The organism is Winogradskyella sp. 266wxhm, assembly GCF_058964685.1.
In genome coordinates this window covers 2,498,187-2,523,215 of the sequence record NZ_CM179559.1, presented here as the reverse complement: position 1 = coordinate 2,523,215, position 25,029 = coordinate 2,498,187, and the positions used below count along the sequence as shown (strand labels likewise).

The 25,029-nt window shown below is 33.4% G+C and carries 22 protein-coding genes; 11 read left to right on the top strand and 11 right to left on the bottom strand.

Going from position 1 to position 25,029, the window contains the following annotated elements:
* Nucleotides 1-13: 13 nt before the first annotated feature.
* Nucleotides 14-1,486, bottom strand: coding sequence for a RagB/SusD family nutrient uptake outer membrane protein (locus AC2H4K_RS11200; protein ID WP_281138812.1), 1,473 nt, complete (start codon nt 1,484-1,486; stop codon nt 14-16).
* A gap of 15 nt (nt 1,487-1,501) precedes the next feature.
* Nucleotides 1,502-4,534, bottom strand: coding sequence for a SusC/RagA family TonB-linked outer membrane protein (locus AC2H4K_RS11195; RefSeq protein ID WP_493742403.1), 3,033 nt, complete (start codon nt 4,532-4,534; stop codon nt 1,502-1,504).
* A 211-nt stretch (nt 4,535-4,745) separates the two neighbouring features.
* On the opposite strand from AC2H4K_RS11195, the gene rnhB reads away from it, so the two are divergent.
* The 6 genes from rnhB (at nt 4,746) to AC2H4K_RS11165 (ending at nt 12,428) form a co-directional block, all read left to right on the top strand.
* The gene (rnhB, locus tag AC2H4K_RS11190; protein WP_281139331.1) at nt 4,746-5,351 is read left to right on the top strand and encodes a ribonuclease HII; all 606 of its coding nucleotides are present in this window, start codon (nt 4,746-4,748) and stop codon (nt 5,349-5,351) included.
* A gap of 32 nt (nt 5,352-5,383) precedes the next feature.
* Nucleotides 5,384-7,756 carry a ribonuclease HII gene (locus tag AC2H4K_RS11185; protein WP_281138815.1) on the top strand — a complete coding sequence of 791 codons (2,373 nt, stop codon included), beginning with the start codon at nt 5,384-5,386 and terminating at the stop codon, nt 7,754-7,756.
* An 82-nt stretch (nt 7,757-7,838) separates the two neighbouring features.
* The gene (locus AC2H4K_RS11180; RefSeq protein WP_493742402.1) at nt 7,839-9,389 is read left to right on the top strand and encodes an OmpA family protein; all 1,551 of its coding nucleotides are present in this window, start codon (nt 7,839-7,841) and stop codon (nt 9,387-9,389) included.
* Nucleotides 9,390-9,507: 118 nt separating this feature from the next.
* The gene (locus tag AC2H4K_RS11175) at nt 9,508-10,557 is read left to right on the top strand and encodes a nucleoid-associated protein (RefSeq protein ID WP_281138817.1); all 1,050 of its coding nucleotides are present in this window, start codon (nt 9,508-9,510) and stop codon (nt 10,555-10,557) included.
* Nucleotides 10,558-10,602: 45 nt separating this feature from the next.
* The gene (locus AC2H4K_RS11170; RefSeq protein ID WP_281138818.1) at nt 10,603-11,430 is read left to right on the top strand and encodes a DUF2971 domain-containing protein; all 828 of its coding nucleotides are present in this window, start codon (nt 10,603-10,605) and stop codon (nt 11,428-11,430) included.
* Nucleotides 11,431-11,495: 65 nt separating this feature from the next.
* Complete coding sequence (locus tag AC2H4K_RS11165; protein ID WP_281138819.1) at nt 11,496-12,428, top strand: ion channel; 933 nt, start codon at nt 11,496-11,498, stop codon at nt 12,426-12,428.
* Here AC2H4K_RS11165 and lipB read toward each other — a convergent pair.
* The 3 genes from lipB to AC2H4K_RS11150 all read right to left on the bottom strand — a co-directional run bounded on the left by lipB (nt 12,425) and on the right by AC2H4K_RS11150 (nt 14,169).
* Complete coding sequence (lipB, locus tag AC2H4K_RS11160) at nt 12,425-13,123, bottom strand: lipoyl(octanoyl) transferase LipB (RefSeq protein WP_281138820.1); 699 nt, start codon at nt 13,121-13,123, stop codon at nt 12,425-12,427. The two genes, AC2H4K_RS11165 and lipB, sit on opposite strands and share 4 nt — an antisense overlap.
* 4 nt (nt 13,124-13,127) lie before the next feature.
* A complete protein-coding gene (locus AC2H4K_RS11155; RefSeq protein ID WP_281138821.1) occupies nt 13,128-13,877 on the bottom strand; it encodes a hypothetical protein in 750 nt (249 codons plus the stop codon).
* A gap of 133 nt (nt 13,878-14,010) precedes the next feature.
* Nucleotides 14,011-14,169 (bottom strand): YqaE/Pmp3 family membrane protein, encoded by a 159-nt coding sequence (locus tag AC2H4K_RS11150; protein WP_281138822.1) that lies wholly within the window; start codon nt 14,167-14,169, stop codon nt 14,011-14,013.
* 226 nt (nt 14,170-14,395) lie between these two features.
* On the opposite strand from AC2H4K_RS11150, the gene AC2H4K_RS11145 reads away from it, so the two are divergent.
* The 5 genes from AC2H4K_RS11145 (at nt 14,396) to AC2H4K_RS11125 (ending at nt 21,403) form a co-directional block, all read left to right on the top strand.
* Entirely contained in the window at nt 14,396-15,454 is a 1,059-nt protein-coding gene (locus tag AC2H4K_RS11145; RefSeq protein ID WP_281138823.1) for a response regulator transcription factor, read from the top strand.
* Between the two features lie 109 nt (nt 15,455-15,563).
* Nucleotides 15,564-15,971, top strand: a complete 408-nt coding sequence (locus AC2H4K_RS11140; RefSeq protein ID WP_281138824.1) for a DUF1573 domain-containing protein — start codon at nt 15,564-15,566, stop codon at nt 15,969-15,971.
* A 107-nt stretch (nt 15,972-16,078) separates the two neighbouring features.
* Nucleotides 16,079-16,966 carry a thioredoxin family protein gene (locus AC2H4K_RS11135; protein ID WP_281138825.1) on the top strand — a complete coding sequence of 296 codons (888 nt, stop codon included), beginning with the start codon at nt 16,079-16,081 and terminating at the stop codon, nt 16,964-16,966.
* Between the two features lie 79 nt (nt 16,967-17,045).
* Nucleotides 17,046-18,737 (top strand): lysine--tRNA ligase, encoded by a 1,692-nt coding sequence (lysS, locus tag AC2H4K_RS11130; RefSeq protein ID WP_281138826.1) that lies wholly within the window; start codon nt 17,046-17,048, stop codon nt 18,735-18,737.
* Nucleotides 18,738-18,919: 182 nt separating this feature from the next.
* Nucleotides 18,920-21,403 carry a zinc-dependent metalloprotease gene (locus tag AC2H4K_RS11125; protein WP_493743069.1) on the top strand — a complete coding sequence of 828 codons (2,484 nt, stop codon included), beginning with the start codon at nt 18,920-18,922 and terminating at the stop codon, nt 21,401-21,403.
* Between the two features lie 110 nt (nt 21,404-21,513).
* Here the strand turns inward: AC2H4K_RS11125 and AC2H4K_RS11120 are convergent, their stop codons facing one another.
* The 6 genes from AC2H4K_RS11120 to AC2H4K_RS11095 form a co-directional block, all read right to left on the bottom strand.
* Nucleotides 21,514-22,083, bottom strand: a complete 570-nt coding sequence (locus tag AC2H4K_RS11120) for a GDYXXLXY domain-containing protein (RefSeq protein WP_281138828.1) — start codon at nt 22,081-22,083, stop codon at nt 21,514-21,516.
* A gap of 20 nt (nt 22,084-22,103) precedes the next feature.
* On the bottom strand, nt 22,104-23,390 hold the full coding sequence (locus AC2H4K_RS11115; protein WP_281138829.1) for a DUF2157 domain-containing protein: 1,287 nt from the start codon (nt 23,388-23,390) through the stop codon (nt 22,104-22,106).
* Between the two features lie 11 nt (nt 23,391-23,401).
* Nucleotides 23,402-23,671 (bottom strand): hypothetical protein, encoded by a 270-nt coding sequence (locus tag AC2H4K_RS11110; RefSeq protein WP_281138830.1) that lies wholly within the window; start codon nt 23,669-23,671, stop codon nt 23,402-23,404.
* A gap of 73 nt (nt 23,672-23,744) precedes the next feature.
* Entirely contained in the window at nt 23,745-24,224 is a 480-nt protein-coding gene (locus AC2H4K_RS11105) for a hypothetical protein (RefSeq protein WP_281138831.1), read from the bottom strand.
* Nucleotides 24,225-24,256: 32 nt separating this feature from the next.
* Nucleotides 24,257-24,724, bottom strand: a complete 468-nt coding sequence (locus AC2H4K_RS11100; protein WP_281138832.1) for a hypothetical protein — start codon at nt 24,722-24,724, stop codon at nt 24,257-24,259.
* Between the two features lie 2 nt (nt 24,725-24,726).
* Nucleotides 24,727-24,909: a hypothetical protein gene (locus tag AC2H4K_RS11095; protein WP_281138834.1), complete on the bottom strand. Its 183-nt coding sequence runs from the start codon at nt 24,907-24,909 to the stop codon at nt 24,727-24,729.
* Nucleotides 24,910-25,029: the final 120 nt, after the last annotated feature.

The following is a 25,029-nucleotide window of genomic DNA, read 5'->3' as shown; positions in this document are numbered from 1 at the left end:
TCTATTTTTTTTATTAATACTGTGGGTTTTGGTCCACTTCTGGATTAGCTACGATTTCAGAAATAGGAATAGGAAGCGTAAATCTGTAATCATCATTATCAATAGCACAGCTATAGAAAGAACATTCTCTAGGATCTCTATCCATAGATCTATTACCTCTATTACCTAATCGCTTTAAATCTACCCATCTATGTCCTTCAAATAAAAGCTCTAATCTTCTTTCATCCAAAATAGCACCAAAAGCTTCTTCTTGAGAACCGTATGTTACAGCTGCTTGAGAAGAACCGTAACGTGCATCTCTTAATTGCTTAAGGTAAGTAGAAACATCACCTAACAAATTAGCATCTGCAGCAGCTTCAGCTCTAATCAACAACATCTCTGCTGATCTAAATACTTTTAAATCATTCATTAAAGGTTGACCTTCACTACCTGGATATTTAAATACTGGTAATAAATCGTCATTAATGAAAGCATCATTTGTTTCATAATTAGGGTCTGGCTGAAGAACAGGCAAGTTTAAGTTTCTACTATATCTTATGTCCGTAGTATTTAGAGCTAAGATATTATAAACCGATCTAGACATCTCCATAAAGAAACCATCATCAGGAGTAGCAAATGCGAATAAGCTACCAGCCCAACCACCACCTGCAGTTCCCTGACCATCATAGCTATCACTAATAGTTCTCTCTAAAGCAAAGATAAGTTCTGTATCATCAGTGTCATCATACATGTTATAGTACTGTGTCTGATCAGCAATGTCATAAGATTCTAATAAATCAGCAGCATAACCATCTGCTAATGTGTATTGCTCTCTATAAGCTGCCATTCTAGCTCTTACTGCGGTAACAAAATCTTGATTAATAAATTTATAACCTAAATCTTGATTCAACAAACCTTCAGCAGTATCTAAATCAGAATTAATTAATTCATAAAACTCACCATTAGTACTTCTAGGTTTTGTTGCAAAAATATCATCAGTAGTAGCATCCATCAATACACCCGCTAAAGCTGTATCATCTGTATAATCAGTTGAAAAGAAAGTTACAATTTTAAAATGACAATACGCTCTAATAGCATAGGCTTGTCCTAAAATATTATCGTAAGTTTCAGGATCCTCACTTCTATCGATACCTGGAGCTGCTTCTATAATTCTATTAGCCATGTTAATGGCTCCATAATTACCTGCCCATATACCTGCCGGATAACCTGAACTACTGTTCATGTTAAAATTTAACAATCCAGCATTCTGCCCACCATTATCAAGCCCTCTATAAGACTCATCAGTTAGTACAGCTGTAAAACCAATCTCAAAAGTTGTGTCAAGGTTATTATATGCTCCTAATAAACCACTTTGTAAATCGTCTATTGTAATAAATGCATTTTCTGCACCTAATCGCCCTGGTTGCTCTATATCTATAGCGTCATTACAACCTACAAATGTTGCTATACCTGCAGCGATAATTAATTTAAAAAATTTATTTTTCATCATCCTTTTTTTTTATTAAAATCCAAATTCTACACCGATAGAGTATGTTCTCGGAGTTGGGTATTCCCATTGTGTTGATCCCACACCTTCAGCGTCAAAACCTCTCCATTTAGTCCAAGTCACTAAATTCTCAGCACTACCAAAAATTCTCATAAAAGAAAACCCAATGTCATCAGTAAACTTCTTTGGTACATTATATCCAAACTGAAGGAAACGTAGTCTTATATAATCTGAGTCTCTTAGGAAACGATCAGAGAATTGATCATCAGGAATGTTAGTAGCAGTTAAAGAAGGAATATTAGTTATATCTCCTGGTTGTTGCCATGCATCTAAGATATCACGTGTGTGTCTGAACTGACCTATTGAAGTAGGATCTAAATAATCAGAATAATCAAAATCATATCTGTAAACCCCAATAGTATAGTTAAACTGTGTATCTAAATAAAAATTCTTGTAACTAACATTGAATCCAAAACTACCTTGATAATCAGGATATAAATTTTTCCCAGTAGCTCTTTGATCTCCTTCATCAATATCTTCAGTTAAATTACCATCAATATCGTAGAATAATAAATTACCATTTGCTGGGTTAACACCTGCGAAAGGAGCTGCGTAAATTTCACTTAGTGGACCACCTACTCTTCTTGTGAATGCCACATCTCCAGCACCACCTAAATCAATAAATTCTTGCTTATTGTAGTTACCAACTAAATTCAAAGTAAGATTCAACCCATCTGTATCGTTACTTCTTAGAAGATCGTAATGTAATTCTAAATCAACACCTCTATTTTCCAACTCACCAACGTTAGCTGAAATTGATGAAATACCACCATTTAAAGCTGGTGAAATAGGTGTAGGCAAGTATAAATCTGTTGTGTTTTTCTTATAAACATCTACAGATCCACGTAATCTATTTTGGAAAACTCCAAAATCTAAACCAATGTTAGCTTGAGCAACGGTCTCCCATTTAAGATCATTATTCCCAATTTGCCCAACACTATAACCATTAGCACCGCCATACTGTCCACCTGTAGCAAACAAGTCTCTAGTTAGATCAGGCGCATTAAATGGTGCAAATTGACCTGCAGCACTAACAATATCCTGATTACCAGCAGTACCGTAAGATGCTCTCAACTTTAACATATCGAAAACTGAACCTTCCATAAATGGTTCGTTATGTATATTCCAACGACCAGAAACTGACCAGAATGTACCCCAACGATTAGATGCCGCAAAACGGTAAGATGCATCACGTCTTAAAGTAGCAGAAACACCATACTTAGTATCATAATCATAATCAACAAAACCAAAATATGAGAATAAACCTGCATTTCTTACAGTAGCATCAGCTGTATCAATAAAATAATCGTTTGCAGAATTGTCATCTACAAAACCAGCACCATCCCCAGGCGAGAATGTATGAAAATCTAAACCTTCAGCAACATAGCCAAAACTTCTCCAATGCGCTTTGAAATATTCTGTAAATACCGAAGCTTCTAAAGTGTGCTTATCGAACATTTTTCTATAGGTCAAAGCATTAGTAACATTTATTAAAACAGACATGTTACTATCTTGATCTTGTCTACCTGGTGTTTCATTACCATCTTCAGCAAAATATTGTGCATTAAATGAGTCTGGATGCTCAGTATATAAAACCTTTTCATCTGTGAAATCAGCACCAATAGTAAACTTATATGTTAAATTATCTGTAATTTTATAGCTCGCGTTAGCACTTGCTAAAATCTTAATTTCATCTTCTCTATATGTTTGATGCTCTAATAAGTCCAAAAGCAATAATGGTGTATTCTGAAAACTTACAGGTATATTACCTGCATTATCAGGATCATAATCATTAGGAGAAATATAAGGCACACCCGAAACAGCACCTAAAGCCAAGTTTCTATTAACACCACCAGTACCTATAGATAAAGGCACATTATTTCTTGAATAATTAAGCGAAAGTGATGTATTATACTCAAATTTCTTATCTTCAGACTTACCAGAGATATTATTTCTAAAGTTAAATCTCTTTAAACCACTAGCCTGGTTTAATATCCCTTCTTGATCTGTAAAACCAAAAGATGTAAAAGAATTTATATTTTCACCACCAGCAGACAAACTTAAAGTATGCGTTTGAGCATAAGCCGTACCAAAGAACACATCTAACCAATCTGTATTAACCATACTCGCTCTTAGAGCCAATTCTTGATCAGATAAAGTAGAACCAAATCCAGCACCATAATCTTTCTGCAATTGCAACTCTTCTCTAGAATTCATTAAATCATAATCATTTGTCTGAAGCCTTGAAATACTAGAAGTTCCAACATACTTAACCTGAAGACCTGTGTTAAAAGAAGCTCTTTTAGTTGTAATAACAACCACACCATTAGCACCTCTGTTACCGTAGATAGAAGTTGCACCCGCATCTTTTAAAACAGAAAGTGTTTCAATATCATTAGGGTTTAAACTTCTAAAATTATCCTCATCTACAGGAACACCATCGATGATAAATAACGGCTCAGTGTTACCATTAACCGAACCAACACCTCTTAAATTCACTGTACTATTACCACCTGGCTGACCACTTGCTGTGATAATATTAAGACCAGCTACCTGACCTTGCAACGTTTGAACAAAGTTTGCGTTTGGCCTAGCCTCAATTGTGCTAGATGTTACCGTAACACTCGCTACACTCGATGTTTCTTTTGTAGCAGTTCTAAACGCCTGAACAACAACCTCATCTAAAGTGTTATCCAACTCAAGCGCAACGTTATAAGTATTAGCCGCACCTATAGTAATTTCGGTAGTTTTCATACCTACATAGGAAACTGTCAAAACATCTCCTTGACTGACCTGAATAGTATACTTACCATCAAAATCAGTTTGCTGACCTCTAGAGGTCCCTTTTACAATTACGTTAGCACCTGGAAGTGGCAAACCATCATCCTTAGTCGTAACTGTACCTGTGACTGTCTTTTCTTGTGCAAAAGAAAATTGCATCACGAACGCCATAAAAAGCGTCAATAACCATGTTAACTTTAATTTCATAAAACAATTATTTGAGTTAGTCTAGTTGCAAACATCTTAATTAAATATTAAATAAGCAAGTGTTTTTGCCAAAAAAATGTTAAGTCTTTTGCGTTATTGACAACAGAAATAACAGGTCTTTTTTCTAATGTTTTAAACGTCAAACTCAACCATTAGATACAGAAATTGCAAAAGGGTTGCGTTAAAATTTTAACTTTGTTCAAATTTTAACATTTTGAGCCTAAAACATAGATATTCAACATTTAATATTGAATGTGGCACAGACGAAGCCGGAAGAGGATGCTTAGCCGGACCAGTAACTGCTGCTGCTGTAATTTTACCAAATGACTTTAATAATGATATATTAAATGACTCTAAACAACTTTCTATTAAAAACAGAAATTTATTAAGAACCATCGTTGAAAGTGAATCTTTTTGCTTTGCCGTACAACACGTTTCAGAAATTGAAATTGACAGCATCAATATTTTAAATGCATCAATTAAGGCGATGCATAAATCTATAGAGCAACTCCAAACCGAACCTGAATTTATAATAGTTGATGGTAATAAATTTAAACCTTATAAAAACATACCTCATGAAACTATTATTAAAGGTGATGGTAAATTCTTGAGTATTGCTGCTGCCTCAATTTTAGCAAAAACATATCGTGATGAATATATGGAAAGGATTCATGAAGAATTTCCAATGTACAATTGGAAACAAAACAAAGGTTACCCAACAAAAGAACATAGAGCTGCTATTGCAAAATATGGCATTTCCAAATATCACAGAAAATCATTTAGATTATTACCTGAGCAATACCGATTAGACTTATAACTTTTTATATTTGTAAGAACAATTACATTTTAATGAAGAAGTTCGGATTTTTAGTTCTTACGCTTACATTCTTGGTAGCGTGTCAGAAAGATTACAATAAAACAAAAAACGCTTACCAATTTATACCTCAAAATACTTCTACTGTAATAAAAACTAATGAACTCAAAGATTTTATAAGCAGTATTGACAATCATGATGTTCTTTCAAATATTTATGACCAAGAACTCAAAGACGTTTCTAAAATCTTAAAACACCTAAACACAACCAAGGAGGTGTATATCAGTTTTTTTGACAACACAGAAAAACCTTCAAATTATTTAATTCTTACCGAGAAAGACTCCTCTTTATTTGTTGTAGACTCTATTCCAAATCACATCTCTGAAACTTTGAAGGAGTTTCAAGTTGAAAAAATTCAAATTGACAGCACTACTTTTTTCCATAAAACTATTGGAAAAACATTTGCCGCATCAAACGATTTGGAAATTTTGAAAAAAATAGATTCTGAAAACGAAAACAAGGCACTTACTGATTTAATTGAAACAACAGACAACAAATCTGTTGCCTCTCTAATTTTCAAAACAACTTCCGAAGGTTACTCAAATTTATTGTTTACTGAGATTAATAAGCCTGAAAACAAAACTAATTTTACTGCACTAGATATTTATTATTCTGATAATAGTCTTATATATAATGGAGTAACATCTAGCACAGATTCAATCACTAACTTCTTAGATAGCTTTAAAAATACAGTGCCTCAAAAAATAGCGTCACCAGAAATAGCGCCTGTTGGCACTAAGAGTTTACTGAGTCTTACCTATGATAATTTTTCTGTTTTTCAGAAGAACTTAAAAGCTGTTAATACTAAGAATACTGATAGCACACCTACTTTTTTAAATTTCACTAATGAAGTTTCTAAAATTGATAATGTTATTGTCTTACATACACTCGACACTAATATGCTTCTAGAATCGATTGAAGACAAATCTAATTTTGAAACCTTTAGAGATATCGAAATCTATGAATTTGAGCGACCAGATTTTTTTACTTCAAGACTTCAACCTTTTATAACCTTTGAGAATGCCCAATATTTTTCAGCATATGAAAATTTCATCATTTTTTCAGATTCTACTGAAAATATAAAAGCTATTCTCACCGATGCTTTAAACAATAATACACTTGCCTATTCGGACGCATTTATAAATGCCAATGAAAGTTTGACTGACGAATCTTCCCTATTCATTTTTAAGGATTCTGAAAATCTTTCTAAAATACTCGATGGTAATTTTGCTGGCTACAATGCTAACATTGTACAATATGCTTACGAGGATAATTACGCTCACATCAATGGAGTCATTCAGAAGTACAAAAAAAGAGCTGCTTCAAATTCGGTTAATGAAGATTTTATTACAAAATTGGATGCTCCAATCCTTATAGCTCCTCAAGCTGTTCAGAATCATGTTACCAATGCTCATGATATTGCAGTTCAAGATATTGGAAATACACTTTATCTCATTTCAAACTCTGGAAATATTCTCTGGAAAAAGCAATTACAAGGAAAAATTCTTGGTAAGATTGAACAAATAGACATGTATAAAAACGGTCGTCTGCAACTAGCTTTTGCTACAAAAAATCGCGTTTATATTTTAGACAGAAATGGAAATGACGTCTCTCCTTTTCCTTTAAAATTTAACGATGATATTACCCAACCTCTATCTGTTTTTGATTACGATAAAAGAAAAGATTACAGACTTTTAGTCACTCAAGGAAAAAATCTCTTAATGTATGACGACAGAGGAAAATCTATAAACGGTTTTGACTACAACAGCAATGGCTCAGAAATATCTTCACAACCAAAACATTTTAGAATTGGCAGTAAGGATTATATCACTTTTTCAGCTGGAGAAAAACTAATGATTTTAAGTCGTCAGGGAGATATTCGTATTAACGTAAAGGATAAAATCCGCTTCTCAGATAATGAGATTTTCCTGTATAAAAACAAGTTTACCACAACAAATACACTAGGGCAGTTGGTACAAGTTGATACTAAAGGAAAGCTAAGCACTACCAACTTAAATCTTACCGATAAGCACAGCTTAGAAACTACGAGTAAGACTTTGGTAACTATGACCGAAAACAAGCTCAACATAAAGTCTAGAACTGTAGATTTGGATTATGGCGAATACACCAAACCAAAAATATTCTACCTAAATGATAAAATCTACATTTCTACTACCGATCTTCAAGCTAAGAAAGTTTATCTTTTCGATAGTCAAGCAGAGCCGATTCCAAACTTTCCAGTATTTGGAACTTCTGAAGCAGACTTACAAAAACTAGATAGAGAATCTGGCTTGGAACTCATTACCCAAAGTGATGATAACAACATTGTAGTTTACAAACTACACTAAAGTTTCTACCAGGAATACATTTCATTTTTAAGTCTCAATAGTTATCCCTAATTTTAGACCGCTATTAATCAATAACTTATAAATGAAACGTATTTTCAGTTACAAACAACTATTTGTATTTTCTCTAGTATTAGTTTGCTTTGCCAGTAATCTCGAAGCGCAATCAAAAAAACTTAAGCGTCCCAAAAGCCGAGTCGGCATATCTAGTATCGATAGTTTTGTTCAAGAATCTTTTGATTTGTATGACAAAGTTTACAAATATGATGGCTATGCTGAAGCCGGAACTCCTTTAGAAGATGAAGATCTTGATGTTTTAGAAGATGCCCTAGATGAAGTTACAGCTTTAAGCGAAAGTGCTCCAGATATCCTGAGCGATTTAGATGGCACTGGTGCCCTGAAACAAGCAAAGGCTACACTTCAGATAAACAAAGCAAAAAAAGCTTTAAAGTATAGCATTACAACAGCAAAAAAATTACTCGTAGGAAGCAAAAATGGAGATTCTGAAGACGAAGATGATTCAGAAAAAACTAGTGATAACGAAGAAACGTCATCTGACTATGATGAAGACGAAGATAATGACGTAGAAGAAGTCAAAAACCCAAATGTTTCTGAAGGTTTAGAAGTTTACAGTAAGTTCGATTTTGTTCCTGGTGACAAATTGCTGTTTTTTGATGATTTCTCCCAAGATTTTATTGGCGATTTTCCATCCAAATGGAACACAAACGGTACAGGTGAAGTTGTAAACTTTAATAAGGTTGAAGGCAAATGGTTTGAGCTTAAATCTGGCTATGGTTTGTACTATGTTCCAGATCTTAAAGAATTGCCTGAAGATTTCACTATTGAGTTCGATCTTTTAACAAGCGGACTTTCTACAAGCACCTCTTCTTCTTCAAGATTTAGCATCTATTTAAGCGATAATGCTAAATTTAACGATGGCAATAGTAATTATATTGAAGTATCCATACCGTTAGGACAATATGCAGCATTTCCTTTTAGGGTAAAAAACTTTTTCAACAATAAAGTCGGTGATGTCAATTCTGATATCCAAGCCGATATTAGAACTGAAATTCTCAACCGTCCTCATGTGTCTATTGCCGTAACCAAACAACGCTATCGCTTATGGATAAATGAGGTAAAATACATTGATATTCCTCGTTTAGTTGAAGAAACTAATGTACTTGATTTTATAAAATTCCATATCAATCATTTTAAGGATGGAGAAGAACGCGTATTTATCTCAAACCTTAAAGTTGCTGAAGGTGGTGAAGATTTAAGGCGAAAACTATTAGCCGAAGGAAAAATTTCAACTAATGGTATTCTTTTCAATTCTGGTTCTGCAAATATCCAACCACAATCTTTAGGAATTGTTCGTCAAATTTCACAAGTCTTAATGCAAGACGAAAACATAAAACTCAAAATTGTTGGCCATACCGATGCTGATGGCAATGATGCTAACAATTTAAAGCTGTCCAAAGCTAGAGCCGAAGCCGTAAAAAATGCTTTGGTTAACATCTACAAAATTTCCGCAAAACGTCTCTCTACAGATGGAAAAGGAGAATCCGAACCGGTTGGAGACAATAGCACAGCAGATGGTAAAGCACAAAACCGACGTGTAGAATTCATAAAAATATAGCGGTAACCAAATCTCAAGTCCCTAGGTCTGAAAACGTCGAATTTATTTTCGGCGTTTTCTTAGTTTTAAGATGATCCTTTCGTAGTATTGCAATACGAATATTGAAACAACTACAGCAATGATAAAACGACATAAAGCCTCAATAAAAAACTGCATTATACACAAGGTTGGTAACAAGTTTAACGGTACCAAAAATGCCTTTTCAGATACAGCTGTGCATTTTGATGAAGCCACTTACAATCTTATTTTACCGTTTCTTTTAAAGCCATTTGTAAGTGTTGCCGAGAGCTACCGTTTTCACCATCATAGCGATATTGGACTGAATGAAATTAACACCTACAGCAGTCAAATATTTGAGGATGGAAGTGACTTTGTAGAAATTTCTAAACACGTAGTTACACACCTTTTTGAACAAAGTAATTCTGCACAGATTAAAACTGGTGATGTATTGGTTTGTCACTTTGAAAACATACAATACGAAGACTATTTTGTAGATGCTGTTGGTATTTTTAAAATTGAAAACAAAACCGAGTTTTTTCAAACCTATCTTGAAGATGGTAACTACGATATTTTAGTACAAAAAGGTATACAAGCCAAGAAAGTGGATAAAGGTTGTTTAATCCTAAACACCTCTGACATGGAAGGCAAAATAGCCTTTAGCGTAGACAACAACACCTACGATACGCAGTATTGGATTAAGAGCTTCTTAAACATTAAATATCCTGATGATAGCAACCAACACACCAAGAATTGTATTGAGCTATGTAGAGAGTTTTCTAAAGAGGTTTTACAACCCAATTTTGGTGGCCAGCAACAAAGTAATTTTTTAGCAAAAACGGTAGATTTCTTTAAGGAAAATGAAATTGTAAATATTGAAACTTTTAAAGAAGAAGTCTTTGATGAAGAAGACCAAATTCAACTTTTCGAAGATTATAAAAAGAACTACGAAGCTGAAAACAAGGTCTTGATTAGAAACCAATTCGATGTCTCTGAAGTCGCTTTAAAAAAGCAAAAACAAAAAATAAAAACCGAAATAAAACTCGACACCAACATACAGATAAAACTCGATGTGGATGCACCAGACGCTTCTGCCGAATATCTAGAACGTGGCTACGACGAAGACAAAAAAATGCATTATTACAAAGTGTTTTTTAATGATGAGGCTTAGGTTTTATATTGTAACTAAATTTGTATTCAAATATTTCAAACTATTATGATACCAAATTATTTATATCATTACACATCATTAGACATATTAAAAATAATTTTAGAAACTAAAACAATTCGTTTCAAAAGAATAGATTTAATGAATGACCCTTTTGAAGGAAAATTAGGTCATTTTAAAAATCTAAAAAAACTTGTGTTTTCAACGTCATGGACAGCAGAAAAGAGAGATGAGCTACCAATGTGGAAAATGTATTCTGATTTAAAAGGAGTAAGAATAAAAATGCCAATAGATTTATTTAACACAAATGAGTCAATGAAAGTAGCAAAACTAGGAGGAGGAGAAAACTACTTAATTGAATCTGAATTAGACAAAGAATATACTATTGAAACCGTTGGATTAAACTTAAAACAAAAACAAGGTTTAGCTAAAATCAATAGAGTAAGTAAAGCTTTTGGGCCAACTGCTGTCGAATATTATGATAATGAGTTAGATCTTATTAAGGGATTAGTTAACTTAAAGGAGTCTGATAAAACAAAAACTTACCCAAATAATTTTTATGAGATAAATCTAAACCAAGTCGGTCAAAGAAAGATAGACTTTTGGAAGTTTGAAAAAGAGTATCGATACAGATTATTCTTTGGAAATACAATAATGGTCGCCGGAAGCAAAGATACACTTAATGATCAATTACATGAATCATTAATTAAAACAGAATACATTGATATTAATTTCAAGAAAGATAGCTTAGAGAATTTAGAAATACTATTGGGTCCAAATGTAGATGCCATTAAGGAACAGGAATGTAAAAAAATGCTCGAATCAATGAATATTTCTAATTTCAAACTAACAAAAAGTAAAATTAAGGTTAATTAATTGTAACAACAGACTCAATAAGTCTTAAAAAAAACTTCCTCAATTTTTCCTTAATTTAGAGCCTTATGGCAAAACAAGATAAAGAAGATTTTGAAGATTTTGGCTTGGGCGAAAAGTCCTCCTCAGAAGGGTATCGTTCTTTAAATAAGGATGGTAGTTTTAACATAGAAAAAACAAACATTTCTTTTCTTGAGCGCTTAAACTTCTTCCATAGTTTGGTTACAATGAAATGGTCGCATTTCTTTGGTTTTGTGCTACTCACCTACCTTTTAGTCAACACTTTTTTTGCTGCTATTTACAGTCTTATCGGAGTAGAAAACTTAACAGGTATACGTGGCATTTCGCCTTTTGAGCAGTTTATGGAAGCTTTCTTTTTTAGTGCCCAAACTATAACAACTTTAGGCTATGGACAAGTGGCGCCTTTAGGCTTTTTAGCCAATACAGTTGCCGCAATAGAATCGCTACTTGGTCTTTTGTTTTTTGCATTAGCCACAGGTTTATTGTACGGAAGATTTTCTAAACCCATATCTAAAATTAAATTTAGTGAAAAAGCTGTGATTGCGCCATATAGAGACATCAACGGCTTTATGTTTAGATTGGTAAATCCTCAAAAAAATGAATTGTTAGAGGTTGAAATCAATGTTAGTGTTTCTATGAAACGTGACAGTTCGGAGTTAAGGGATTTTCATATTCTAGAGCTAGAAAGAGACAGTGTAAGGTTTTTTCCTTCCATGTGGACCGTAGTTCACCCTATTGAAGAAAACAGTCCGCTTTTCGGCTTAAATCAAAGAGATTACAACGAAAAAGATATAGAGTTTATCACTACACTGAAGGCTTTTGATGAATCCTCTGGCCAAATGGTATATTCCAGATCGTCTTACAAACCCGAAGAAATAGAATGGGGACAAAAATTTGTCTACACAGCTAAGCGTCACAATGGCAAAACATTGGTAGATGTTAGCAGAATTAATGAAAGCGAGAGTGCCACGTTGAACTAAACAAACTCGGCTTCAAAAAGGGTACTAAAGTGCTTTAAAATTTTCTCTTTTACCGCTGCTTCATCAACGGTTTCCACACCAAGCTCGTTATTTAAAGACGTTACAGCTTTTCCTCTAATTCCACAAGGAATAATATTATCAAAATACCCTAAATCTGCATTGACATTCAGGGCAAAACCATGCATGGTTACCCAACGACTCGCACGTACTCCCATAGCACAAATTTTACGCGCAAATGGTGTGCCTACATCTAACCAAACCCCTGTTTCACCAGGACTGCGTTCAGTATTTAAGCCATAATCGGCTAAAGTGAGAATAATCACTTCTTCTAAAAACCTTAAGTATTTATGAATGTCAGTAAAGAAATTATCCAAGTCTAAAATAGGATAACCTACAATTTGCCCTGGACCATGATAAGTGATATCTCCGCCTCTATTAATTTTATAAAACGTCGCGCCTTTTTCGGCTAATTGTTCTTCAGACAATAAAAGGTTAGATATGTCACCACTTTTTCCAAGGGTATAAACGTGCGGATGCTCCACAAAAAGAAAATGGTTTTGGGTTTGTAAACCTGCATTCTCCCTTCTATTTTTTATTTTAGTATCTAGAATAGATTTAAAAAGGTCTTCTTGATAATCCCAAGTATCTTTATAATCCTTAGCTCCTAAATCTTCTAGTTTTACGGTTTTATTCAAAACTTTAATCTTCTAAAATTACTTCTAAATCTAGTGCTTTTGGGTTTTTTAAATATTCCATAAAGCCATACTCAAGAGTAAGTGTTTTTCCATCTTGGCTAAACATAGCTTTTTCATTAGAAACTGACTTTACCCTTCTAGGAAAGTGATAGTTCAATTTGTATTTAGAAGCACCAAACATTATTTCTAACTGACCTAAACTATCGGTCAATTTACTATAAGCTTCTTCATCTACGATTGTCGCTTCCCTTTTAAAAATTTTACCATCAAATCTATATTTTAAATCTGTTGCTCCATCTTCTCCAAATGAAGAAAAAGGATTGCTGTTATCCATAGGATCTGTTGCGCCTTTTCCTTTTAAATTGCTTACATTATTCATAGCTTTAAACATGTCTTGCAACTCATTGACATCTTTAAAATCATTGAAAATTTTCATTTTCAATTCTGAAGTCTCAGGATCCATAAGCATAGTCATTGTAAATGGTTCTAAGGCTTTTAATTTATCTTGTTCTTCTTTACTTAACTGAGCTATGCTATCCTTTTTTTCTTCAAAAAAATCTTTAAAAACAATAGTTGAATCTATACGCTCTTCACTTTCACCTGCCATTTTTTCACCGCCCATCTGCATCAGCTGTGAGCCATCAAAAGAAAACTCCATCTTGCCAGTACCATCTTCATTAATGTAAATATTTTCAGAAAAATTACAGCTAAAAACAGCCGCAAATAATAAACAAACAAGTAAAACCTTTTTCATAATTAATTTAAAACATCTTATTTAACATACCACAAAGATACATAAAATAAAGTCCTTTTATGAGTGTAAAAAGCCTGTATAAAATTTTTAAAGACGAATCTAATTTTTCTCTTTTGGTGAAAGTAAAAGGGGATTATCGCTCAGGATTATTAAGAATTACCAAAGCTGCTATTACTCCCGGAACCCAACCACAAAGCCATAATAAAAAGGTGATAACTACAGAACCACAACCTTTATCTAATACAGCTAAAGGAGGGCAGATAATTGACAATATAACGCGCCAGATACTCATAATTTTTGTTTTTTGATTTGATGATGAACTTGACCTTAAAGATTTTGCCAAACTGAACTTATCAAAGCCGTAAAAACGAAATGACCTCTAATTCACTTCGACAAGCTCAGTGTGACAATTTTCAATAAAATAATCAAGTACTTCATAAGTCGATAACCAAACAAATTTGTTACAGAATCAAAGCCTACTATTTCAAAATATTATAAAATTACGTAGTTTCGTTTTCATGCGACTCAGACTTTTATTCATCTTTCTATTCATTTCACTTTTTGCGAGTGCGCAATATTCATTTTCTGGCTATATCAATAAAGATGAGTGGCAAAACTCTGTATACTTGTCTATTGTGGAAGATTACCGAAAAATGTCTGGCGTATATGCCGAGCAAATTATTGCGAAAACATCTGCGGATTCTACAGGTTTTTTTGAATTTAAAGGCAATATGCTCGATGCTGAAAACAGAATCTATCGTATTCATGTAGATAAGTGTTCTGACATGCAAAAAGACATTAATCACTTTAACGGTCATTGCAGTGAAAGCGAAGAATTATTGTTCATCGCTAACAATACAGACACTATTAAATTGCCGTTTTCTTTCGGAAACCAAGTCTTCTGTTCGGTTGAATCTAGCAATCCTAAGTCTAACGCTTTTGTAAAAATAGATTCTCTTAAAAACGATATGCGTTTTGCTTACAGTGAAGTGCGGACTGAAGCCAACAGAAAACTGAACAATAAAAAATGGTTTAAAGCTTTACAAGCTTACGGAGAAGCACTAAATGAACCCATTGCTGAGTTAGCAATTTTTGCCTATTTATCAGATAGAAGTAGTGATTTGCATAGTTACTACGTTGAAGATTTACAAAACAGTACCTATTATGATAATCTAGAAACTCGACTAGAAGAGACTTATCCCAATGCACCTTACACTGTGCAGTACAAGAATGAATTGGCTGCTGATCGTTATATGTTAGCGTCGTTTAATGGCACTTTATCAAATTCAAATTGGAATATTTTACTTTACTTTTTGTTAGCTATTTCGGTTTTATTGAATCTGTTTTTATTCCTCAAAACTTGGAAACAAAAGCAGTCCAAAACTGAGGATTTAAAATCTAAACTCTCAAAACAAGAGCAAGTTGTTTTAGAACATTTGCTAGAAGACAAGACCAACAAAGATATTGCTGAAGCACTTTTTTTGAGTGTTAGTACTGTAAAAACACACATCAACAACATTTACAAGAAGTTAGAAGTGCAATCTAGAGATGACGCAAAATCCCTGTTTGCCAAGTAATTACAAAATTCAACCTAGGTACTAGTACCGATTTCCAACCCTGATTTTTTAGATTTTCCGCTTATTCCATTGATGTTTGTTTCATTATTAATCAAAATTTATTTTAATCATGAAACGCGTATTAAATCTATCCTTAGTTTTAATTTTTGCATTATCACTTTTTAATGCAATATCAACAGAATTCGATAAGTACGACACCAAAATTGCCGTTCTTAAATTCAAAACCGAAGTCATTGATTACGGAACTATTGAGCAACATTCCGAAGGTAGAAGAACCTTCACCTTCACAAACACAGGTGATGCTGAATTATTAATTACCCAAGTTAAGACAAGTTGTGGCTGTACAGTACCTAGCTATTCCAAAGCACCTATTGCACCAGGTGAAACAGGCGAACTACAAATAAAATATGACACTAAAAGATTAGGTGCTTTTACAAAAACCATTACGGTAATTTCCAATGCTGAAGGAGGGAATAAAATCCTAAAGATTAAAGGGAATATAGTAACAAGCAAGTAATTTTTTATCAAACTAACAGTCAGATCGTTCATAGTCGAAACTATTTTTTAGCGCTAAACAAAATCTTTCGACTGCGCTCAAGCTGATATTAAATCAATATATCAATCATGAAAACGAACAGTATTTTAACAATCATACTCTTATTGGCATTTCATCTAAATGCTCAAACCATAAATCAAGAAATCATCGAAGAAGGTGAAGCACCATATTTACTAGGACAAATAGACAAATCAGGCTTAGAAAGTGATAACTATTCCTCTTGGTTTAACACAAACTTTGAAGACTACAAGCCTAACCAAAAACTTGTAAATGACATTGCTTCAGACTTAAAAAACTACAACATAACTGTATTTATGGGGACTTGGTGTGGCGACAGTAAAAAAGAAGTCCCAAGACTTTATAAGGTTTTAGAAGCTTGCAATTTCCCAATGGATCAGTTGACTGTTATTGCAGTGAGCAGTTCATCTAGCTTGTATAAACAAAGCCCTCAACACGAAGAAGCTGGCCTAAACATTCATCGCGTACCAACCATTATTTTTTATAAAAATGGTAAAGAAGTAAATCGTATTGTTGAGCATCCTGTTACAAGTTTTGAAAAAGACATTAAGCAAATCATCTCGAGCAACAATTACAAACCTAACTATCAAATTGTTTCAGAAATCGACGCTGTTTTAAATAAAAAAGGCATTAAAGGGTTAGAGAAAAAAAGCGAGAAGATTCTAAAGCAATTCGATGGTAAAGTCACAAGTATGTATGAGCTCAACACCTACGGTCGCGTGCTATATTCCAAAGGAAAAATAGAAGAGGCTATTGCAGTATTTAAGTTCAATACAAAACTATTTCCAAAAGAACCTGGAACCTACATGAGTTTAGCCAATACGTTAGGGGTTAATGGCAAAAAAGATGAAGCCATAAAAGTATTGGAAAAGGCTTTAGAAATTCATCCTGAAAATGAAGACTTAAAAGAAAACCTAGAAGTCATAAAATCTCATTAAAAAGGTATTTCCATTTCTGTTAAAAAATGTAATTTTGCATCTTCCTATCTAAAAAAGCTAGGATTCTAAAATTACAAGAATGCAACTTTCAGAACAAGAATTAGTAAGACGCGAGAAGTTAGAGAAATTAAGAGGTTTAGGAATCAATCCTTACCCAGCAGATTTATTTCCATTAGACCATACTTCAAAACAGATAAAATCTGAATTTGAAGAAGGTAAAAAGGTGGTTATTGCAGGTAGATTAATGTCGCGTAGAATTCAAGGTAATGCGAGTTTTGCTGAATTACAAGATAGCGAAGGTCGCATTCAGGTGTATTTTAATAGAGATGAAATTTGTACCGGAGAGGACAAATCTAAATATAACGATGTTTATAAAAAGCTATTAGATATTGGTGATTTCATTGGTATTGAAGGGGAACTTTTTAAAACTAAAGTTGGTGAAAAAACTGTAATGGTAAAAGACTTTACGTTATTAAGCAAAGCTTTGAAACCATTACCACAACCTCGTGTAGATGCTGACGGAAATGTTCATGATGCATTTACCGATCCTGAGCAACGTTACAGACAGCGCTATGCAGATTTAGTTGTAAATCCGCACGTTAAAGAAGTTTTTGTAAAACGCACAAAACTTTTTAATGCTATGCGTCAATTCTTTAACGATGCAGGTTATTTTGAAGTTGAAACACCAATCCTTCAACCTATTCCTGGCGGTGCGGCTGCAAGACCGTTTATTACACACCATAACAGTCTGGACATTCCATTATACATGAGAATTGCCAACGAACTTTATTTAAAACGTTTGATTGTTGGTGGGTTTGATGGAGTTTATGAGTTTTCTAAAAACTTCCGTAACGAAGGTATGGATCGTACGCATAATCCAGAATTTACCGCAATGGAAATCTATGTATCTTACAAAGATTACAATTGGATGATGGATTTCTGCGAGCAACTTTTAGAACATTGTGCTATTGCCGTGAACGGCACATCTGAAGCTACTTTTGGCGAGCATAAAATTAACTTTAAAGCGCCATACAAGCGTATTTCTATGCGTGATTCTATTTTAGAATTCACTGGTTTTGATATTTATAATAAAACAGAAGCTGAAATAAGAGCTGCTGCAAAAGATATGGGGATTGAAGTGGATGACACTATGGGTAAAGGCAAATTGATTGATGAAATTTTTGGTGAAAAATGTGAAGGCAATTACATACAACCAACGTTCATTACAGATTACCCAAAAGAAATGAGTCCATTGTGTAAAGAACACAGAGACAATCCTGAATTAACAGAGCGTTTTGAGCTGATGGTTTGCGGTAAAGAAATCGCGAATGCTTACTCAGAGCTCAATGATCCAATAGACCAGCGCGAACGTTTTGAGCATCAATTAAAATTAGCTCAGAAAGGTGATGATGAAGCTACAGAGTTTATTGATTTTGACTTTTTGCGTGCTTTAGAATACGGTATGCCTCCAACATCAGGTATGGGAATTGGCATGGATCGTTTAATTATGTTCCTAACTAATAACCAGAGTATTCAAGAGGTATTGTTTTTCCCTCAGATGAAACCAGAAAAGAAACCTTTAGCTATCAGTGACGATGCCAAAGTGGTTTTAAAAGCATTAAAAGATGCTGAAAAAATAGAGCTTTCAGAATTAAAAGCACAGTCTGGTTTAAGTAACAAAAAGTGGGACAAAACCATTAAAGAACTGACAAAAAACAAATTAGCCAAAGTTGAAAAAACGGATGACGGTTTGTTTGTAGAAGTTGTGTAAACTTCATATAAATTTAAAATGACAAAAGGAATTTCAGAAATGAAGTTCCTTTTTTGTTATCTCAATTTTTAAAAAATGGGTTAAATCTTTAAAAACACGTTAAAAAAATACTAAAATCAAATTTCGTTTTGAAAGATTCTTAGTGGAATCCGTATTTTCAGCAAAATTTACTAAAACCGACAATTTTGAAACATCTATCAATCAAGCTACTCTTTGTAGCGTCGGCTTTTTTAGCATTTTCGTGTTCTACGGCTAAGAAAGCAGGCAAATCAAAAGATGCCACAGCTATGGCTAAACCTGCCGGAAAAAAACCTGGCAAAAACGACCCACAACCTTACAGCAAAGTTATTACCAAAGAAGCCAAAAGTGATGCTGGTTTATTTACGGTTCACACTTTAGATGATAAGTTCTTTTACGAAATCCCAGATTCTCTATTCGATAGAGAAATGTTAATGGTTACTCGTATTTCTAAAACTGCTGCCGGACTTGGTTTTGGTGGAGGTAAACAAAACGAGCAAGTACTACGTTGGGAAAAGAAAGACAAAAAAGTAATTCTTCGTGTTGTATCTTACAACGTTACTGCTGCCGATTCTTTACCTGTAAATGAAGCCGTAAAGAATTCTAATTTTGAACCAGTATTATTTACTTTTCCAATAAAAGCGTTTAGCAAAGATTCTACGAGTACTGTTATCGATGCGACACCTTTATTTGAAAAAGATGTAAAATCTCTTGGTTTACCACAATTCAGAAGAACGGGATACAGAGTTACGCGTTTAGAAGGTGATAAATCTTTCATAGAAAGCATTAAAAGTTACCCTAGAAATATTGAAGCACGCCACGTAAAAACTTATGCAGCTGGTCGTCCACCTTCAAATTCTAGCACAGGAACAATTTCTATAGAAATCAATAACTCAATGGTTTTACTACCAGACAACCCAATGAAACGTCGTTATTTTGATGAGCGTGTAGGTTGGTTTACAAGTGGTACAACCGATTATGGTTTAGAAGATCAAAAAAGCAAAACCCTAACTTATCTAGATCGTTGGAGACTTGAGGTTAGAGATGAGGATATTGAAAAGTTTAAACGAGGAGAGTTAGTAGTTCCTAAGAAACAAATCGTTTATTACATCGATAGAGCGACTCCAGAAAAATGGAGAAAATACATTAAACAAGGGATTGAAGATTGGCAAGTTGCTTTTGAAGCAGCAGGCTTTAAGGAAGCTATAATTGCTAAAGATCCACCATCTGTTGAAGAAGACCCTGAGTGGAGTCCAGAAGACGTACGTTATTCTGTAGTACGTTATTTGGCATCACCAATTCCTAATGCAAACGGACCTCACGTAAGTGATCCAAGAACTGGTGAAATTTTAGAAAGTGATATTAACTGGTACCATAATGTAATGTCTTTGTTACGTGGTTGGTTCTTTGTACAGACTGCTGCTATTAATCCAGATGCACAGAGTCCACAGTTTAAAGATGAAGTTATGGGACGTTTGATTCGTTTTGTATCAGCTCATGAAGTTGGACATACTTTAGGATTACCGCACAACATGGGAAGTAGTGTTGCTTACCCAGTTGAAAAACTTAGAGATGCTGAGTTTACTCAAAAATATGGAACCGCTCCTTCAATAATGGACTATGCACGTTTCAATTACGTTGCACAACCAGGTGATGAAGGTGTAGCTTTAATGCCAAATATTGGTATTTACGATAAGTATGCTATTGCTTGGGGTTACAGACCTATTTTAGATAAATCTCCTGAGGAAGAAAAACCAATTCTAAACGAATGGATTACTGAGCACGCTGGTGACCCAATGTATCGTTTTGGACACCAACAAGTAGGCGATATTCACGATCCAAGTTCTCAAACTGAAGATTTAGGTGATAATGCTATGCTAGCTAGTGAATATGGTATTAAAAACCTTAAGCGTATTGTTCCTAACTTAATTGAATGGACTACAGAAGCCGGTGAAGATTATGACGATTTAGAAGAAATGTATGGCCATGTAGTTTCTCAATTTAACCGTTACATGGGTCATGTGTCTAATAACATTGGTGGTGTTTATGAGTATTACAAAACAGCTGACCAAGAAGGTGCCGTTTATACTCCAGTTCCAAAAGCGCACCAAAAAGAGGCTATGCAATTTCTACAAGACAATTTATTTGATACACCAGATTGGTTAATTGACAAAAATATTTTTGACAGAATTGAGTATTCTGGTTCAGTTGAGCGTGTACGTGCTTTACAAGCTAGAACTTTAAATAATATTCTTAGCTTAGGAAAAATGCAACGTCTTACTGAAGCTTATACTTATGACAGCGATGCTTATTCATTAACTGACATGATGAGCGATTTACGCAAAGGTATTTGGAGTGAATTACGTACAGGTAAGAAAATAGATACTTACAGACGTAATCTTCAACGTGCGCATATTGACAGATTAGAATATTTAATGACTGCTGAAAACCAAAGTGGAAGATCACCTAGTCCTTATATGAAAGCTACTGCTGTTAACACAAGTCAATCTGATATTAGAGCTGTTGTAAGAGCAGAATTAAAGACTTTACGCAGTCAATTGCGTTCGGCTCGTGGTGGAGATGCTATGAGTAGAATTCATATTGCTGACGCGATAGAAAGAATTAATTTAATTCTAGATCCTAAATAGTTTAGTTTTTAGAATAGATAAAAAAGGCTTCAAAGAAATTTGAAGCCTTTTTTATTATCTAAGTCAGACTTTAAAAAAGCTATATTAGTATTCTAAAAAAACATCAACTCTTATTCATTATCTCTTTCTATATAATACACAATTGGCTTATCGTTTATAAAGACATCTTTTAAGACAGCTTTCCCAGTTTTAACAGCAACTAAAGCATAAGTCTCACTTTTATTGTTGCCTTGTCTGTTGTATTTTCTGTAAATATCTTCAGCTGGTTTAGCCTTAGATTCCTCCATATAAAAACGATTAAAAGGTAATTCGAAATTAACAGTATCTGAATTCCCATAATTCCAACGGACTTTTGCTTTTACATAATCTCTGTCAGAAGACTTTTGCTCCTTGCTCACACTATGAACTCTAGCAAAGCCTAAACTATCTTTTTCAAGATAAACTAAAATTGTTTCTCCTTGTTCCCATGTTATATCGTTAGTTTTAGCTGAATCCATTTCATAGTTTAAGGTAATGTACTTCCCTCTAAATGGATCATTTGGATCAACGGGTTGTGTTTTAAACTTATAGGTAACTCCTGCTTCTAAAACATTTTCTCTGTCAAAAATCATTTTTGAAGGCACAAATAACTGCACCAATACCACGACTAAGAATAATATAAATATGTGTATAGTTTTCATGTGTTTAAATTTTTAGATTTCTAACGATTTAATTCTTTCTTCTTTTTTAGCATAATATAATTGGTTAAGAAAAATCCAAATCCGACAGCTACGAAAAGAAGCCCCTTAACTTCAAAACCTATATCTATATCAAAAAAGCGACAGACTACAACTGCGGTTACAATCAACAAACCGTAATTAAGCACACTAAACCTAAATGTATCTGCACCTATTTTAATAGCTGAAAGCCCTAAAACCAAAAGCAAAATATTGGTTAAAACAGTAGCTGCAATGGCATTTGCTATGCCTATAAAGAATATAATCGCAACAATTAAAAAGACATATTGAAACAGATTAAAGCTTTCTGCTTTTTCTTTCTTTTTGGTATATAGTAAAATCATAAATGCCAATACAAATAAAACAGTAGCAATTATCATTTCTTGAGTGTGAATGGCTATAGAAGCCAATACTAAAATCTCATCCCAAACAATATTGAAAGATAGAATGATTAACAAAACAACAGCGCCTAAAGACCCAATAACAGTAAAGCTATTGCGCCTTAACTGTTGATTTTTGTAAATAGGTAATTTACCTAGATTATAAAAAACACCAAACAGCATAGCATACATTAAAAAGCCAACAGACCAATTACTACTTATAAAAGCACTTAAAACAACAGTAAAGCTTATAGCATAAAGCCAATTAAAGATGGAGGTTGAATTAGTAATAGGTGATGTTTTTAGCAACTTTAAGTAAAACGGAAGTGTTGCTATAACAAAGACTAAATACAACCAAGGAGTCTTATTCTCATACCCAAAATCGTATCCTAACTCGCAAGCATAATAACTTGCAAATATAACGACCAGAATTGACACTGCTTTAGAATTGAACAGATAAATTAAGGGTAATGCCAGTACTATCCATGTAAACAAAAAGCCACCTAAATCACCAGGAATATTATAAATCTGACTCACCAGTGCAATAGATGCTCCAATGGCGAAAAAGAGAAACGTACCTGAAGATTCCTTCCATACCTGACTTTTCTCTTTATAAATAGAGTAACCTGATACTAGTTGTGCAATAACAAGTGGTATAAATGCAAAAACGGTTTTTATTAATCTTGATAGATTATCCCAATTATGCGCTAGAATTAGAATAATACCCAACCCAACTAATGTAGCACCCAAGACTCCGAAAACGGTAAATAATCTATTAGGCTGGTCATCTTCCTTCGATTTATAATACGCTGTGATATTTGAGGCTACTTCTTGAGAAATTATTTTGTTCTCTAAAAGTTCTGATATATCGTTTAATAGTTTTGATTTCATACCCTTTAAATTTATCTATGAGGAAATAATAGCAGATTTAGAGCTATTAGAGTTAAAGCCATAATTACAAAAGCTCTCCTTTTTGTCTTTTCATTTTTCTTCTTATTGTAATATAATGAATAAACCATTGTCATTATTAAACTTACTAGAAGAAGAAAAGGAATTGTAATTACAATTATTAAAGAAGCGCCTCCGCCTGCAACTGGAAGAATTTCTAATAATGGGATAGTTAAAAATCCTAATAGGATTAATATTATACTTTTTATACAATCTATTTTCATTTCTTTTTCGAATTTAAAACCTCGCAGCTCTAAACCATTCTGCGAGGTTTTGGGGTTACTAACTAACCAATCATCAAAACAAAAAAATCATATATACAATAATACCTTCGGCAATACCTGTGACAATAGACATACCTAAAATGTCTTTGATTTTGCTTCGAAGAAAAAATACAATGCTTAGAATAGCAATAATACCTGCAAGAAGAATTTCCAACGCATCAATCTTAGAGAGTAATAGTGTTATTCCTGTAAAAGATGCTGTTATTCCCAAGGTTATTAATCCGAATTTTATAATATCTTGCTTGGTATAATTACCTTCTATAAACCCTTTTCTTAAATCTCTTAAAATAGAAAGAACAAATAGCAAAGGGACTACTGATAAAAATGGGGCAAAAACAACCTTAATACCTTTAACAACGCTTAAATTGTTATAGAAGAAAAAAGCAATAGCTGTAAATGCTAGAAGTCCTGTAACTATAATTGTTTGAAATGTAAACAGCAACTCCCGTTTTCCTGAATTAGTTTGTTTTTTTAATGATTTAATGGTTTCCATAATATTAAAATTTGATGATTGTACATTTAGTTTTAAGCGGATAAAAAGAAAATATGAATTGCTAAAGCCATAAGTAATCCACTTAATATACCATTGGCTTTTAAGTTATTATACAATAAGAAATTAAACACGTAAGAGCTTATTGATGTTGAATTTATAAGATGCGCTAGTATTAAAGCATCTTCAAGCTTCTTCTGAGTCAGAAACTCCATTAGTTGCATTGATAACAAAACAAGTACAACAGAAATAACTAATAAAATTATTGCAGGCTTTTGATTCTTTACTTTGTATTCATCTGAGTTTACGGGTAGAAAATGTTCAATTACTACAAACCTTATAAAAAAGAGAATTGGTATTGGAAAGAAAATAGAAGCTATAATCTTTACCACATCTTTTAAGGTTTTTATCTCATCATATCCCAAAAAGACCAGATACACAAAAACGACTATAGATATTCCTACAGTAATAAAGAAAGCCATATTCAAGCTCTTCTGCTTCATTTTTAGTATCTCAAAATATTTGTACTGGCAACAGTATTATTAGCCAAGTACTCTACTTTATGATTATATGCATCGATTAGATAGCTAGATATATTCTGAGAATTAATAGCTATACAACCAAGAATAGCAAAAAAAATACCTGCTGATAAGAGCTCTTTTTTTGTGAAATTGAAATGAGATATCATAATACTTTGTTTTAATGATTACAGTACAAATCTGCAATCAAACAGCGTATTATAAAAACTTAATTTTTAAAATTACTGACGATATATTTTTACAAATATTAATAAAAACCTTTATTTTTA